Origin of the sequence: Streptomyces musisoli, assembly GCF_016741855.1 — a bacterium.
Classification (GTDB): Bacteria; Actinomycetota; Actinomycetes; order Streptomycetales; family Streptomycetaceae; genus Streptomyces; species Streptomyces musisoli.
This window is the reverse complement of record NZ_JAERRH010000001.1, coordinates 860907-875047: the sequence shown is the minus strand read 5'-3', so window position 1 is coordinate 875047 and position 14141 is coordinate 860907. Positions and strand designations below refer to the sequence as shown.

Here is a 14141-nt window from a genome sequence, read left to right as displayed (position 1 = left end):
CCAAGCCTCCCCGCCCGGGCGCCCTTCGCGCGGTGGGGCCACGGCCGGCCCGTGGGCGGTCAGCGCAGTGCGGGCGGTCGCGGGACGGTCAGCGCAGGGCGAGCGGTCAGGGCAGTGCGGGCGGTCGCGGGATGGTCAGCGCAGGGCGAGCGGTCAGGGCAGGGCGAGGTGGTCGCGGGACGGTCAGCGCGGGGCGGGTGGTCATGGGGCGGTTCTTCGGGCATCGCGGGTGGTCGGCGCGGTGTGGACGGTCGCGGGGTGGTCAGCGCAGGGCGGGGTGGTCGGCGACCACCGTGCAGGAACCCGGCGCGATCTCCGTGAAGCCGGCGTCCCGTACCAGCGGCAGACCGCCGCCGGTCAGCCGGGCCCAGTCGGCGGTCCCGGCCGTACGGACGGACAGCGCGAAGCCGGCGTCCCGCCAGGCGGTGCGCTCCGCCTCGGAGAGCGCCCACCAGGCCAGCTGGGCGCCGTGGCCGGCCTGAGCCATCGCCTTGCCGGCCGACATCTCCAGGTCCGGGTTCAGCCACAGCACGGGCTGCGCCGGGTCGGCGGCGACGGGCGGCTCCGGGTCGTCCAGCTCGGTGCCCGACACCTGTAGCTTGGCCAGCTCCTTGGGCCAGCCGTCCAGCGGGATCGGCGGGAACACGCGGACCTCCGCGGACTTTCCGGTCACCGTGATCCCGGGCAGCGCCTCGGCGCGCCGCCACTCGGCGCCCCGGGCCCGCCGGACGACCTTCCGGATCCGTGCGTCCTCCCAGTTCCGCACCGCCTCGGCCCACTCCCCGTCCCCGTGCGCGCGCTCGTCGCCGAGGAGCACGAGGACGGCGCGGGCGGCAGTCTCCAGCGCGTCGGTACGGGCGGGAGGGGCGCCCCGCTCGATCCGGGCGACGAGTGGCAGCACGAACTGCGGGGCCTCGTCGCGGGGGGCGTGCGCGGGCTGGAAGGGACTGTCACCGGAGGGTGCTGGAACGTGGCTCACGGGAGCCCAGCCTACGAAGCCGCGGCCGGGCCGATCAACGCGCGGGCCGGGAAAGGGGTCGCACGCGGGCGGGGCGGATCTGGGCTGGGCGAGGCGGGGCGGCCGGGCTGGGCAAGGCGGGGCGGAGCTGGGCTGGGCTGGGCGAGGCAGGACGGGCCGAGGCGGGGGTCCCACGCGGGCGGGGCGGGTGGAGTTGGGCGGGGCGGAGCGGAGCTGGGCGAGGCAGGGCGGTAGGGCTGGGCGGGGCGGAGCCGGGCTGCGCGAGGCAGCACGGGCCGGGACGGGGATCCCACGCGGGCCGGGCCGGGGCGGGGCGGGGCGGGGCAGGATGGCGGAGCTGGGCGAGGCAGGGCGGCGGAGCTGGGCGAGGCAGGATGGCGGAGCTGGGCGAGGCAGGGCGGCGGGGCTGGGCGAGGCAGGGCGGTGGGGCGGGGCTGGGCCAGGCGGGGCCGGCCGGGCCGGGAAAAATTGCGGCGCCGTCCGATGAACCGGCGGGCTGTGTCGTCCCGTCTTGATCCACTGAAGGGGAGGGCTGATGAGCCAGTATTTCGAGATCGGTGACGAGACGCTCTGGAACCCGTCCAACGGGGCTGCGCGACTGTTCCTGCGGCAGGTGGAGGTCTTCGAGGCCGAGCTGGAGCTGCCGTCCGGCCTCGGGCCGATGCGGAACGACGAGTGCAAGATCGAACCAGCCGTCTTCGCGGTCTTCGTGCACGCCCTGCTCGCCCGGCACCGGCGGACGGGGCACACCGTCGTCCTGGCCCTGTCCGAAGGGTTCGTCGCCACCGTCGTCGCCCTCGCCCAGCGCGCCGGGATCGACATCGACTGGGACCGGCTCGAAGCGGTGCCGGACGGCCCGCTGTCGGACGTGCAGGTTTCGGCGGCCGGGATGTCAGGGCCGGGGGACGGCGGCCCCTGGGCCGCGGCGCTGCGCGCCAGGGCGGCCGAAGTCAGCCGCGGCATGGCCCGCTGACCAGCTGACCAGCTGACGGGACCGCACCCATGCCCCCACCGCACCGGAATGCCCCCCGTGACCCTGATTGGCGTCCGGGGCCCCGTGAACCCAGATCCGAGTCCGAGGCCCGCGGACCCTGATCCGAGTCCGGGGCCCCGTGAACCCTGATCCGAGTCCGGGGCCCGTGGACCCAGATCCCCGTCCGGGGCCCGTGAACCCCAGATTCACGTCCTACACCCGTGAACCCTGATCCGAGTCCGAGGCCCGTGAACCCAGACCCGCGTCCGACCCCCGTGAACCCAGACCCGCGTCCGAACCCCATGCACCGTGACCTGCGCCTGACCGCCGTCGGTCGCCGCTACGGCATCCGCGGCCCCTGGGTGCTGCGCGGCGTCGACCTCGCCGTCGCCCCCGGCACCCTCACCCGGATAGAAGGGGCCAACGGCACCGGGAAGTCCACCCTGCTCCGGCTGCTCGCCCGGCTCGACGCGCCCACCGAGGGCCGGATCACCGGGCGGCCGCGCACGGCGTACGTGCCGGAGCGGTTTCCGTCCGCCCTCCCCTTCACCGCCGTCGGCTACCTGACCCACCTCGGAACCGTGCACGGCCTGTCCCGCGCCGACGCCGCCCGCCGTGCGGCCGATTGGCTGGAGCGGTTCGGCGCGGGCGCGTACGCCGGGACGCCGATGACACGGCTGTCCAAGGGCAGCAGCCAGAAGGTCGCCGTCGCCCAGGCCCTGCTCGGCGACCCCGAACTGCTGGTGCTGGACGAGGCGTGGACCGGGCTCGACGCGGCGGCGCGGGACGAGCTGGAGCGGGCGGTGGCCGAGCGGACGGCGGCCGGGGGAGCGGTAGTCTTCGTGGACCACGACCCGCGCCGGCTCGCCGGGGTGCCGGACGCGACGTACACCGTGCACGACGGCGGCCTGAGGCGGCGCACGGACAGCGGGAGTCCGGCGGCCGGACCGGTCACCGTCGTCGCCGTGCGGGGACCGTCGGGCGTGCCGCTGCCACCCGAGGCGGTACGGATCGCCCTCTCCACCGAGGAGACCACCACCGGCAACCACCGCCTCACCGTCCCCGCCTCCCACTCCGACGTCCTGTTGCGCGCCCTGCTCGCGGCCCGGCCGCCGTGGCACGTGGAGCGTGTCCAACCGGGCGCCGCCGCTTCCTCCGACCCTGGTAGCCGCGCATGACCGTGCCCGCCTCCCACTCCGACGTCCTGTTGCGCGCCCTGCTCGCGGCCCGGCCGCCGTGGCACGTGGAGCGTGTCGAACCGGGCGCCGCCGCTTCCTCCGACCCTGGTAGCCGCGCATGACCGTGCCCGCCTCCCACTCCGACGTCCTGTTGCGCGCCCTGCTCGCGGCCCGGCCGCCGTGGCACGTGGAGCGTGTCGAACCCGCCGCCGTACCCCCCGACTCCGGAAGCCGCCCATGACCCCCCTCGTGCGCTACCAGGCCGACCTGCTTCTGCGCTCCCAGCGCTGGCTGCCGCCGGTGATCCTGTACGTCGTGTTCCTGGGGGTCGGGGTGCAGAGCGGCCAGCCGGTGCTGAACTCGCTCGGCTACACCGTCGCCGCCCTGCTGCCGGTGGCCGCCTGGCTGGTCCGGATCTGTGTCACCGGCGAGCCGCCCGCGGCCCGTGCGTGCGTCGCCGCCGCGCGGGGGCCCGCCCGGGCGCACCTCGCCTGCCTGCTGACCGCCCTGCTCGCCGCCGTCCTGCTCGGCGTGGTGGCCACCGTGGTGGTGACGATCGTCAGCGCCCCGGCGAGCAACGGTCACCGGGTCCACGTCGCCCCGCTCCGGGCCGCCGCGGCCGGACTGCCGGCCGCCCTGGCCTGCGCGCTGCTCGGCACGGCCGTCGGCGCGCTCACCAGCCACCCGGTGCTGCGCTCGACCGGCCGGGCGGTGCCCGCGATGCTGCTGGGCACGCTGTTCGCGCTGGTGCTGGCCGGTTCCCCGGCGCAGGCCGCGGTCGACGGCCTGGTAACCGGCTCGCGGACCGGCCGGCCGCCCGTGGAACTGCTGCCGCTCGTCGGCGCGGCCCTGCTCACGACCGCCGCCTTCGCCGCGGCGGCCCGGCTCAGCGGCCGCCGGTCCCCATGAAGTCAACCGGAGCACGCGGTGGGCTGGAGGTCATCCGGAGCACGGTGGGCTGGAGGTCGTCCGGAGCACGGGTGGGCTGGAGGTCGTCCGGAGCACGGGTGGGCTGGAGGTCATCCGGAGCACGCGGTGCGCTGGGCCTCCTGCCACTCGCACCGGGGGCACAGCGTGATGCCCTTGTACGACTCCGGGTACTCCGTCGGCTCCCGGCACAGCACGCACTCCGCGTACGGCGGGCCATCGGCCTTCGCAGGCTTCACCGCGTCGACGATCGTGCAGTAGTCCTCGTCGCTCATGCCTTCAGGGTAGGACGGTCCCGCCGGATCACCGCTGCCCGTCGGCCCGGGCCGTCGGTGTTGGCCGATCTGCTCGGACGGCCCCGTCGGATCACCGCTCTCCCTCGGCCCGGGCCGTCGGCTTGAGGCGATTCAGGCTCGGACGGCCCCGCCGGATCACCGCTGCCCGTCGGCCTGGTCGATCAGCTCGGAGACCTTCACGAACCGGTAGCCCCGCTTGCGCAGCTCCGGTACGACCGTGCGGACGACCCGCTCGGTCGTCGGGGCGGCGCTGCGGGTGCAGTGCAGGACGACCACCGAGCCCGGTTTCACCCCGTCGAGCACCTGCTTGACCACCGCGTCGGCGTCCGTGGCGAACGCGTCACCGCTCACCACGTCCCACTGCACCGCCGTCACCCCGAGCCCACTGAGCCGGCGCAGCGACCGCTGGTCGTAACAGCCGCCGGGGAAGCGGAAGTACGGCATCGCGTGCGGCACGCCGGCCGCGCGGAGGGAGGTGTACGCCCGCTGTACGTCCGCCCTCATCCCGTCGGCGTCGACCGTCGGCAGGCCGTAGCAGTCGGCGGTGAACGCGTAGTGGCTCCAGGAGTGGTTGGCCACCTCGAACTGCGGGTCGTGGCCCAGGTCGCGGGCCTCGGCGGGGTACTGCTCGGCCCACCTGCCGGTCATGAACACGGTCGCCGGCACCTTCAGCGCGCGCAGGGCGGCGATCAGGCCCGGGTTGTCGAAGTGCTCGCCGGCGGCCGCGCGGGGCCCCTGGTCGGCGGTCATGTCGGCGTCGAACGTGAACGCGACCGTCTTGCCCCGGGTGCGCGGGCCGTGTTCGAAGACCGGGGTCAGGCCGCCGGGGCCCGGCGCCAGCACGGGCGGACGCGCGGGGGACGGCGAGACGGACACGGTGGACCTGGCCGGGGCCTGACGGGCGGGGCCGGAGGTCCCGCAGGCGGCGAGGGCCGCGCCCAGGGCGCAGACGGCGCCGACGGCGGTGATGCGGCGTGCTACTGGGATCATCGTGCGAACGTAGGACGAAAAGTGTGCTTATACGGCGATATGGTTCATGGCGCGGCGGTGCGGTCACCCGCGCGGCGGGCGGCCACCACCCGGCCGCCCGAACCCCACGCCGGTCCTCTGACCCGGGGTCCACTCCGCTCCTCGGTCACCCGAGCCCGCTCGCCCGTCCCCCCAGTCCGCCCACCCGTGCACCCCGGTCGTCCGCCTGCCCGCACGCCCCGAGCCCGCTCGCCCGCCCCGAGCCCGCTCGCCCGCACGCGCCCGCTCGGCTTGCCCGACCCTCGGCCGCCGGGTCCGTGCCGTTCCTCGGCCACCGGGTCCTCGGCCACCGGGTCCGTGCCGCTCCCTCGGTCACCGGCTCCGTGCCGCACCCCGCTCGCCGGCTCGGTCACTCGCCGGCTCGGTCACTCGTCGGCTCGGTCAGTCGAGGTCGTGTCGTTCCAGTGGCTTGACCGCCGGCCCCTGGAGCACCGTGCCGTCGACGGCGAAGCGCGAGCCGTGGCAGGGGCACTCCCAGGCGCGTTCGGCGCGGTTGAAGGAGACCAGGCAGCCGAGATGGGTGCAGCGGGCGGACACGGCGTGCAGGGCGCCCTCGTCGTCGCGGTGCACGGCTAGCCGGTCGCCGCCGGACCGGACCAGCGCTCCGTCACCGGGCGCCAGGTCGTCCACGGAGGCCGGTGTCCTCAGCCGGTCGCCGACGAAGTGCCGGGCCACCTCCGCCTGCGTCTTCAGCAGCGACGGCGCCTCGCGCACCACCGACTTCAGCCGGCGCGGGTCGTACAGCTCGCGCCAGGGGCAGTCCCCGCCGGTGATCAGCGCCGTCAGCAGCCGCCCGGCCATGATGCCGCCGCTCAGGCCCCAGCCGCCGAAGCCGGTGGCGACATAGGTGTGCCGGGCACCGACGTGGAACGGGCCGATCAGCGGGACGGTGTCGGTGGACTCGTTGTCCTGGGTGGCCCAGGCATGGTCCAGCGTCACGCCGGGGAAGTGCACCTCGGCCCAGGCGGCGAGCCGGTCGAAACCGGCCCGCGGATCGCCGGTGCCCGGCGTGAAGTGCTCCCCGGTGACCACGAGCAGCCGCTGTCCGTCCTCGCCGTAGGGCGCGGTGCGCACCGAGCGGGTGTTCTCGTCGGGGGTGATGTACATGCCGTGCGGGTCCGGGCCGTCGCCCAGCGGTCCCGCGACCACGAGTTCCCGGCGCGGGGAGAGCCGGGCGAACAGCAGGGCCCGGTCGAACACCGGGTAGTGGGTGGCCAGGACGACGTCCCGGGCGGTCACCGTGGCGCCGGCATCGGTCGTCAGCCGGCACGGCTCGGCCTCCGCCAGACCGGTGACCCGCGTGCCCTCGTACACCTGGCCGCCGCGCGCGATCAGATCTGCGGTGATCGCCCGCAGGTACTTGACCGGGTGGAACTGCGCCTGTCCGGTCACCCGGACCGCGCCCGCCACCGGGAACGGCAGCCCCGTGTTCGTGGTGAACACCGCCGGCAGGCCCGCCTCCCGCGCGGCCTCCGCCTCGGCCCGCACCTCCTCGGCCCGGTCCCGGTCCCGGACGTAGGTGTACGCGTCCCTGGTCTCCCACTCGCAGTCGATGCCCAGCTCCGCCACCAGCGCCGCCGCGTGCTCGACCGCCTCCGTCTGCGAACGGGCGTAGAGCCGCGCCCCGTCGGGCCCCCGGGTGCGCCGCAGCCGGTCGTAGACGAGGGTGTGCTGGGCGGTCAGCTTCGCTGTGGTGTAGCCCGTGACCCCGGCCGCCACCCGCCCGGCCTCCAGCACCGCCACCCGCAGCCCGGCCCGGACCAGCTCGTGGGCGGTGCTCAGCCCGGCGATGCCGGCGCCGACGACGGCGACGTCGACGTCCAGATCCCCGTCCAGGGCGGGGTGGTCCGGCCCGGGAGCGGTCCGCAGCCAGTACGAATCGGTTACCTTCCGCTGCTCACGCATGCCCGCCGGGTACCCCGGCCGACGAGGCTCACGTGCGCCCGGGGCGGCCGCGGCGGCAGACGCGCCGCCGCGGCCCTCACTCCTGCTTCAGCAGCCGCTCCCGGCTCTCCGCGATGTCGAAATCGGCCTCCGGGTAGCGAGGGTCCAGCTCCCGCAGGTGCTCCAGCAGCAGTCGGCTGACGGCCCAGTTCCGGTACCACTTGCGGTCCGCCGGGACCACGTACCAGGGCGCGTGCGGGGCCGCGCAGCGCTCCAGGGCGAGTTCGTACGCCTCCTGGTAGGCGGGCCACAGGGAGCGCTCGTCGATGTCGCCCGGATCGAACTTCCAGTGCTTGTCGGGCCGGTCGAGCCGGCGCAGCAGACGACGCTTCTGTTCCTCGTAGGAGATGTGCAGGAAGCACTTGACGAGGGTCACGCCGTCCTCGGCCAGCTCCCGTTCGAAGTCGTTGACCAGGCCGTAGCGGCTGCCGATCGTGGCGGGCGGGGCGAGGTGCCGGACCCGGGCGATCAGCACGTCCTCGTAGTGCGAGCGGTCGAAGATGCCGATCTCGCCCGGTTCCGGAAGGGCCCGCCGGATCCGCCACAGGAAGTCGTGCTCCCGCTCCTCCTCGGTGGGCGCCTTGAAGGCGTGGATGCGGCAGCCGGACGGGTTGAACTGACCGATGACGTGCTTGACCGTGCCGCCCTTGCCGCTGGTGTCCATGCCCTGGAGCACGAGCAGGACCCGGCGGTGGTCGCCCGCCGTGCCCGCCGCCCACAGCCGTTCCTGGAGCCCGGCCAGACGCCGGCCCATGCGTTCCGTGTCCGCCAGCGCGGCCTGCTTGCCGTCCGGGGCGCCGGGTGTGGCGCGGGCGTCGTACGCGGCGAGGTCGACCCGCTCGCCCGGCGGGAGTCGCAGCAGCTCCCGGAGCGTCGCGCTCCGCCGCCTGGCCGGATGCTTCGGCACGGGCGCTCCTTCCGTCCGGGTCTGGGGCGCGGGACCGTACGGGTGCCCCGAGGCGCCGGCCGGTATGCGGCCCCGCGCCGGTGTGCGGTACGGGTGCCCGGTGCGCTAGCCGGGATGCGGCCCTCCGCGGGTGTGCGGTACGGGTGCCCGGTGCGCTAGCCGGGATGCGGCCCTCCGTTGGTGTGCGGCGTGGGCTGCGGCTGCCGCCCCTCCTCCGTCGGCGGTGGCTGCCCGCCCTGCCCGCCCCGCTCCAGGAAGTGCAGCAGCTCCACCGGGATCGGCAGGACCAGGGTGGAGTTCTTCTCGGCCGCCACCGCCATCACCGTCTGGAGCAGCCGCAGCTGGAGCGCGGCCGGTGTGTCCGACATCTGCTCGGCGGCCTCGGCGAGCTTCTTGGACGCCTGGAGTTCGGCGTCGGCGTTGATGATCCGGGCCCGGCGCTCGCGGTCCGCCTCGGCCTGGCGGGCCATCGACCGCTTCATCGTGTCCGGCAGGGACACGTCCTTGATCTCCACCCGGTCGACCTGGATGCCCCAGCCCACCGCCGGGCTGTCGATCATCAGCTCCAGGCCCTGGTTGAGCTTCTCGCGGTTGGAGAGCAGATCGTCCAGATCGCTCTTGCCGATGATCGACCGCAGTGACGTCTGCGCCATCTGCGACACCGCGAACTTGTAGTCCTCGACCTTCACCAGGGCGCTCGCCGCGTCGACCACCCGGAAGTAGACCACCGCGTCCACCCGGACGGTGACGTTGTCGCGGGTGATGCCCTCCTGGGCCGGGATCGGCATCGTCACGATCTGCATGTTGATCCTGTGCAGCCGGTCCACGAAGGGGATGATCAGGTTCAGGCCCGGTGCCCGTACGTCTCCGGTGACCCGGCCGAGCCGGAACAGCACACCCCGTTCGTACTGCTTGACCACGCGTGCCGCCGCCGCCAGGTACACCACACCGGCGGAGCCGACCGCCGCCGCGGCGACCAGAAGCTCGTCGACCATGGTGACCTCCTCGTACAGAGGTCGGTTATGTCTGCTGTTGCCACCATAGGCCCGTGGGGCCGGTAAGCCGAGAGGCCCCGGCGACCCGGCCCCACGGGCGGGCCGTCACGCGGCCGTGACCAGCTGCACCGGCTCCGTGCCCGCCGCGCTGTGCCGCGCGGCCCAGTTCTCCAGGGCCGTCCGGCAGGCGTGGTCCAGGTGGTGCAGCCCCGACAGGTCGAGCCGGACCGGGCGGTCCTGGGGCAGCGACTCCAGGCTGTCCAGGATCTTCGGCAGCCGCAGGAAGGTCGCGTTGCCCGCCAGATGCGCCTCCACCGGGCCCGCCCCCTTGTCCACGACCTCCAGCTTGACGTGCGAGGCCTCCCAGGCGGTCTTCACCACCGCCAGCGCGAGACCGATGAGCACGCCCTCGAACATGCTGACGGCGACGATGGAGACCGCCGTGACCGCGAGGACCAGCGCCTCCCCCCGGTGCTCGCGCCACAGCGCGGCCAGTGCCCGGACCGGGACCAGCTTGGCGCCCGCGTGGATCAGGATGCCCGCGAGGGCCGGGATCGGGATGTAGGCGAGCACGTCGGGCAGCAGGGCCGCGAAGAGCAGCAGCCAGACGCCGTGCAGCACCCGGGAGGCCTTCGTGCGGGCGCCGGCCTGGACGTTGGCCGCGCTGCGCACGATCACCGCGGTCATCGGCAGCGCGCCGAGCAGCCCGCACACCGTGTTGCCGGCGCCCTGGGCGACGAGTTCCCGGTTGTACTGGGTGCGTGGCCCGGAGTGCAGCCGGTCCACGGCCGCCGCGCTGAACAGCGACTCGGCGGACGCGATCAGGGTGAAGGCGACGACCGTGCCGAGCAGCCCGACGCCGGCCAGCTCGCCGAAGGCGCTCGCCGGCGGCGGCTGGACGGCGCCGAACAGGCCCTGCACCTCCACCGTCGCCACCGGCAGGTCCAGCACGAGCACGGCCAGTGTGGCAAGCCCGACCGCGGCGAGCGGACCGGGTACGGCGCGCACCTTCGCCGGGGTGTGCCTCCACAGCAGCAGCACCGCGATCGTGCCCGCGCACACCGCGAGCGAGGCCAGGGCGTCACCGTCGCCGAAGGCGTCCAGGAACGCCCCCGGCAGTCCGGTGATCTTGCCCAGGCCGGAGTCGGGGGCCTTCGCCGACAGGGCCGGATACAGCTGCCCGGCGATGAGCACCAGGCCGATTCCGGCCAGCATGCCCTCCACGACGGAGACGGAGATGGCCCGGAAGTAACGGCCCAGCCGCAGCAGGCCCATGGTGATCTGGAGCAGCCCGGCCAGGAGCACGATCACGCCGAGCACCGGCAGACCGAACTCCTCGACCGCCTCGAAGACGAGCACGGTCAGGCCGGCGGCCGGCCCCGACACCTGAAGGCTGCTGCCGCGCATCAGCCCGGTGACGAGGCCGCCCACGATGCCGGTGACCAGGCCGAGTTCGGCCGGCACCCCGGAGGCGACGGCCACGCCCACGCACAGGGGGAGCGCGACCAGGAAGACGACGAGGGAGGCGGCGAAGTCCTGCCTCAGATGGGGGAATCGGGATATGAGGCTGTGGTTACTGGTCATCGGCGTGCTCACAGGGCCTCGAAGGTGTCGGTCTGCGGGCGGTGCGTCCGGACGGCGCCGGTGTGCACCTCGTAGTACCAGGCGTGCAGGTCCAGCCGGCCCTCCGCCAGCTTCCGCTCGACGCAGGGGTACGAGCGCAGCCGCAGCAGCTGGGTCAGGACATGGCTCTGCACGCCCTCGGCGACCTCAGGGTCCTCGGCCGCGCCGGCCGGGCGCGGGGTGGCGTGCGCCAGCCAGTCACGCACGGCCGGTACGGCGGTCAGGTCGTCGCCGCGTACCAGCGCGCCGACGGCGCCGCAGTGCGAGTGGCCGCAGACCACGATGTCGTGGACGCCGAGCACCTCCACGGCGTACTCGATGGTGGCGGCCTCGCCGGTGGGGTGCTCGGAGGCGTGGGGCGGGACGATGTTGCCCGCGGTGCGCAGCTCGAACAGCTCGCCGGGGCGGGCCCCCGTGATCAGGGCCGGGACGACCCGGGAATCGGAGCAGGTGATGAACAGCACCTGCGGGGACTGGCCTTCGGCGAGCTTGGCGAACTCCTCAGGGCGCTGTCCGAAGGTACGGGCGTTGTCGATGAGGGGCTGCATGTGTGTGGGTTCCTCCTGGCGCGCCTGCCCGGCGCGTCGGACTTGAACGACGGTTGTGTGTGGGGGGCGGCCCGGATCTCAGCAGCGGAAGACCTGAAGCGCTGCCGGTGTGCGGGATCTCGACGATCCGGGGGCGGGGTGGTGCGGGGCGCCGGCGGATGCCGCCGGGCGGGCCTCGGCCGTCCGGCCGGATATCGGGGGGTGTGCCCCGGTCCCGGGGGACACCGGGCCGCGGTGCCGGTCGCGCACGTGCGGCAGGCCCACGGGTGCATCCGGGCGGCCGGGGGCGCGGACCGTCTCCGCCCCGTCGCGCACCGCCTGTACGGAGGGTGCGATTCCGGTCTGGGTCTTGGCCAGCGCCTGACCGGGGGTGTGCGCGGGTGTGAAGTTTCCCGTGGGGGTGAAGAGCTGGAGCGCGAGCAGAGTCACGCCGAGGAGGGTGAGCAGGGTCCGGGCCGTCGCACCTCGGAACATGAGCCCCCCTCCGCCGTGTTCACGTTTCTTGTCCGTACCAAGTGATGGTCAATGGATGGTCAAGAAACACGTTAACCCTGCAAAGTCGTTTGCAGGGTTAACTGCGCGTTACGCGCGGAAGGAAGCGTGAAAAGCGCGGGTCGCGTGGCGGGAACCCGCCCTTGACCCGCAGGTATGCGGTCGGCTAATGGCGGCCGCGGGTCAGGCGCCGACCAGTCCCTTCGCGTCCCGGGCCAGCGCGGTGAGCCGGGATATCGCACGGAAGTACTTCTTGCGGTAGCCGCCGTTCAGCATCTCCTCGCTGAACAGCCTGTCGAACGGCAGCCCCGAGGCCAGCACCGGGACCTCGCGGTCGTAGAGCCGGTCGGCGAGGACCACCAGCCGCAGCGCCGTCGACTGGTCCGGCACGGGCCGTACGCCGGTCAGGCACACCGCCCGCACCCCGTCGGTCAGGGCGCCGTACCGGCTCGGGTGCACCTTGGCGAGGTGTTCCAGCAGGTGCGCGAAGTCGTCCAGCGAGGCGCCCGCGGTGGCGAAGGCCGTCTTCATGACCTCCTCGTCCGAGAAGGGCGCCGGGGCCTCGGGCAGGCCGCGGTGACGGTAGTCCTCGCCGTCGATGCGCAGGGTGCGGAAGCGGGCCGACAGGCCCTGGATCTCGCGCAGGAAGTCGGCGGCGGCGAAGCGGCCCTCGCCCAGCTTGCCGGGCAGCGTGTTGGAGGTGGCGGCGAGCGCCACGCCCGCCTCGACCAGCTTGCCGAGCAGCGTCGACACCAGGACCGTGTCGCCGGGGTCGTCCAGTTCGAACTCGTCGATGCACAGCAGACGGTGCTCGCCGAGCGTCTGCACGGTCTTCTGGAAGCCGAGCGCCCCGACCAGGTTGGTCAGCTCGACGAAGGTGCCGAACGCCTTGAGCGCGGGCTCGGCCGGGGTGGCGTGCCACAGGGAGGCGAGCAGGTGGGTCTTGCCGACGCCGTAGCCGCCGTCGAGGTAGACACCCCGGGGGCCGGCCGGGGGCTGGGCCTTCGCCCTGCCGAACCCGAAGAAGCCGCGCTTCCCGCCGCCGACGGCGTGCGCTCCGCCCAGCCCGGCCGCGAAGCCCTCCAGCACCCGCACGGCCTCGGACTGGCTGGGCTGGTTCGGGTCCGGGAGGTAGGTGGCGAAGCGGACCGAGTCGAACCGCGGCGGCGGCACCATCTCGGCGACCAGCTGATCCGCGGGGACGTGCGGCTCACGCGCGCACAGCGACGAAGGGCCCGCGTCGGGCAGGGGGCTGGATCCGGGGGCGGCGGTGGAGGACGACACAGTTGTCCATGCTAAGCGCCGTGTCACACTGCACGAATGCGACGCCTCTTCCCTGTGACCGAAGAAACAGCAGCCCAGGCCCCCGCCGGGCCCGGTCCGGCCGCCGGGGGGCCCGCCGGGGCCGCGGCGGTCGTGGACCGGGAGTGGGACCTCGCCGAGCTGGCCGCCGCCTACGCCTATCCGGAGCCCGTGGCGGGCGCCCCGCGGCCCTGGCTGCGGGCCAACATGGTCTCCTCCCTCGACGGCGCGGCCCAGCACGAGGGCCGCTCGCAGCCCATCTCCAGCGCCGCCGACATGCGGATCTTCGGCACGCTGCGGGCGCTCGCGGACGTGGTCGTCGTCGGTGCGGAAACGGTGCGGCAGGAGGGGTACCGCCCGGCCCGGGTGCGTGCGGAGTTCGCCGGTGCTCGCAAAGCCGCCGGTCAGGCCGCGGTTCCGGCGATCGCGGTCGTCACCGCGAGCCTGGAGCTGGACTTCACGCTGCCCCTGTTCGCCTCGCCCCTGGTGCCGACGCTGCTGCTGACCGGAGCCGCGGCCGCCCCCGACCGGATCGCCGCCGCCGAGAAGGCCGGCGCCCAGGTGGTGGTCGCCGGTGAGGGCATGGGTGTGGAGCCCGCGCGCGCGGTCCGGGCCCTCGCCGATCTCGGCCACACCCGGCTGCTCACCGAGGGCGGGCCCCGGCTGCTCGGCCAGCTGATCGCCGCGGAGGTGCTGGACGAGCTGTGCCTGACCGTCTCGCCGACGCTCACCGCGGGGAGCGCGCAGCGCATCGCCGGGGGGCCGTCGGTCGCCGTTCCGCACCGGTTCGCGCTCGCGTCCCTGCTGGAGGAGGACGGATTTCTCTTCAGTCGGTACCGTCGCCCCTGAAAGAGTCGGAATCTACCGTTCCGGTTATCTTCGGGCAGGCGGGCTCAGTCGGGGCAGTACCCGTGCGATCACGGGGAAGGATGGTTTCCGCAGGGGCCC

Annotated in this window: 15 protein-coding genes; 5 read left to right on the top strand and 10 right to left on the bottom strand. The window is 74.2% G+C overall.

The annotated features are described in order from the left end of the window. Positions 1-262: 262 nt before the first annotated feature. A complete protein-coding gene (locus JK361_RS03595; protein ID WP_201814122.1) occupies positions 263-979 on the bottom strand; it encodes an aminoacyl-tRNA hydrolase in 717 nt (238 codons plus the stop codon). Positions 980-1514: 535 nt separating this feature from the next. Between JK361_RS03595 and JK361_RS03590 the strand changes: the two genes are divergently transcribed. The 4 genes from JK361_RS03590 (at position 1515) to JK361_RS03575 (ending at position 4039) form a co-directional block, all read left to right on the top strand. Next, on the top strand, positions 1515-1952 hold the full coding sequence (locus tag JK361_RS03590; RefSeq protein ID WP_201814121.1) for a DUF6086 family protein: 438 nt from the start codon (positions 1515-1517) through the stop codon (positions 1950-1952). Between the two features lie 302 nt (positions 1953-2254). Then, complete coding sequence (locus JK361_RS03585) at positions 2255-3130, top strand: ABC transporter ATP-binding protein (protein WP_201814120.1); 876 nt, start codon at positions 2255-2257, stop codon at positions 3128-3130. Beyond that, positions 3127-3252, top strand: a complete 126-nt coding sequence (locus tag JK361_RS41970) for a hypothetical protein (protein ID WP_268983110.1) — start codon at positions 3127-3129, stop codon at positions 3250-3252. The genes JK361_RS03585 and JK361_RS41970 overlap by 4 nt, the downstream gene beginning before the upstream one ends. Positions 3253-3367: 115 nt before the next feature. Beyond that, positions 3368-4039 carry an ABC transporter gene (locus JK361_RS03575; RefSeq protein WP_201814119.1) on the top strand — a complete coding sequence of 224 codons (672 nt, stop codon included), beginning with the start codon at positions 3368-3370 and terminating at the stop codon, positions 4037-4039. Between the two features lie 110 nt (positions 4040-4149). Here the strand turns inward: JK361_RS03575 and JK361_RS03570 are convergent, their stop codons facing one another. From JK361_RS03570 to zapE, 9 genes are all read right to left on the bottom strand, one after another. Further along, positions 4150-4332: a hypothetical protein gene (locus JK361_RS03570; RefSeq protein ID WP_201814118.1), complete on the bottom strand. Its 183-nt coding sequence runs from the start codon at positions 4330-4332 to the stop codon at positions 4150-4152. A gap of 156 nt (positions 4333-4488) precedes the next feature. Then, on the bottom strand, positions 4489-5343 hold the full coding sequence (locus tag JK361_RS03565; RefSeq protein ID WP_201814117.1) for a polysaccharide deacetylase family protein: 855 nt from the start codon (positions 5341-5343) through the stop codon (positions 4489-4491). 420 nt (positions 5344-5763) lie between these two features. Continuing rightward, positions 5764-7287 (bottom strand): FAD-dependent oxidoreductase, encoded by a 1524-nt coding sequence (locus JK361_RS03560; RefSeq protein WP_201814116.1) that lies wholly within the window; start codon positions 7285-7287, stop codon positions 5764-5766. Between the two features lie 76 nt (positions 7288-7363). After that, the gene (locus JK361_RS03555; RefSeq protein ID WP_201814115.1) at positions 7364-8233 is read right to left on the bottom strand and encodes a PPK2 family polyphosphate kinase; all 870 of its coding nucleotides are present in this window, start codon (positions 8231-8233) and stop codon (positions 7364-7366) included. Positions 8234-8388: 155 nt separating this feature from the next. Then, entirely contained in the window at positions 8389-9228 is an 840-nt protein-coding gene (locus JK361_RS03550; protein WP_201814114.1) for a slipin family protein, read from the bottom strand. A 105-nt stretch (positions 9229-9333) separates the two neighbouring features. After that, positions 9334-10812, bottom strand: a complete 1479-nt coding sequence (locus JK361_RS03545) for a SulP family inorganic anion transporter (RefSeq protein WP_201814113.1) — start codon at positions 10810-10812, stop codon at positions 9334-9336. An 8-nt stretch (positions 10813-10820) separates the two neighbouring features. Beyond that, on the bottom strand, positions 10821-11399 hold the full coding sequence (locus tag JK361_RS03540; RefSeq protein WP_201814112.1) for a carbonic anhydrase: 579 nt from the start codon (positions 11397-11399) through the stop codon (positions 10821-10823). 78 nt (positions 11400-11477) lie between these two features. Then, the gene (locus JK361_RS03535; RefSeq protein WP_201814111.1) at positions 11478-11873 is read right to left on the bottom strand and encodes a hypothetical protein; all 396 of its coding nucleotides are present in this window, start codon (positions 11871-11873) and stop codon (positions 11478-11480) included. Positions 11874-12074: 201 nt separating this feature from the next. Beyond that, positions 12075-13175, bottom strand: a complete 1101-nt coding sequence (gene zapE / locus JK361_RS03530) for a cell division protein ZapE (RefSeq protein ID WP_201814110.1) — start codon at positions 13173-13175, stop codon at positions 12075-12077. A gap of 36 nt (positions 13176-13211) precedes the next feature. Here zapE and JK361_RS03525 point away from each other — a divergent pair, with 36 nt between their 5' ends. Continuing rightward, positions 13212-14042, top strand: a complete 831-nt coding sequence (locus JK361_RS03525) for a pyrimidine reductase family protein (protein WP_201814109.1) — start codon at positions 13212-13214, stop codon at positions 14040-14042. Positions 14043-14141: the final 99 nt, after the last annotated feature.

Excerpts from the sequence above, each read along its gene's own strand:
- JK361_RS03550 (WP_201814114.1), bottom strand. The coding sequence starts at position 9,228 with ATGGTCGACGAGCTTCTGGTCGCCGCGGCGGCGGTCGGCTCCGCCGGT.
- JK361_RS03560 (WP_201814116.1), bottom strand. The coding sequence starts at position 7,287 with ATGCGTGAGCAGCGGAAGGTAACCGATTCGTACTGGCTGCGGACCGCT.
- JK361_RS41970 (WP_268983110.1), top strand. The coding sequence starts at position 3,127 with ATGACCGTGCCCGCCTCCCACTCCGACGTCCTGTTGCGCGCCCTGCTC.
- JK361_RS03540 (WP_201814112.1), bottom strand. The coding sequence starts at position 11,399 with ATGCAGCCCCTCATCGACAACGCCCGTACCTTCGGACAGCGCCCTGAG.
- JK361_RS03590 (WP_201814121.1), top strand. The coding sequence starts at position 1,515 with ATGAGCCAGTATTTCGAGATCGGTGACGAGACGCTCTGGAACCCGTCC.
- JK361_RS03585 (WP_201814120.1), top strand. The coding sequence starts at position 2,255 with ATGCACCGTGACCTGCGCCTGACCGCCGTCGGTCGCCGCTACGGCATC.
- JK361_RS03535 (WP_201814111.1), bottom strand. The coding sequence starts at position 11,873 with ATGTTCCGAGGTGCGACGGCCCGGACCCTGCTCACCCTCCTCGGCGTG.
- JK361_RS03545 (WP_201814113.1), bottom strand. The coding sequence starts at position 10,812 with ATGACCAGTAACCACAGCCTCATATCCCGATTCCCCCATCTGAGGCAG.
- JK361_RS03575 (WP_201814119.1), top strand. The coding sequence starts at position 3,368 with ATGACCCCCCTCGTGCGCTACCAGGCCGACCTGCTTCTGCGCTCCCAG.
- JK361_RS03565 (WP_201814117.1), bottom strand. The coding sequence starts at position 5,343 with ATGATCCCAGTAGCACGCCGCATCACCGCCGTCGGCGCCGTCTGCGCC.
- JK361_RS03570 (WP_201814118.1), bottom strand. The coding sequence starts at position 4,332 with ATGAGCGACGAGGACTACTGCACGATCGTCGACGCGGTGAAGCCTGCG.
- JK361_RS03525 (WP_201814109.1), top strand. The coding sequence starts at position 13,212 with ATGCGACGCCTCTTCCCTGTGACCGAAGAAACAGCAGCCCAGGCCCCC.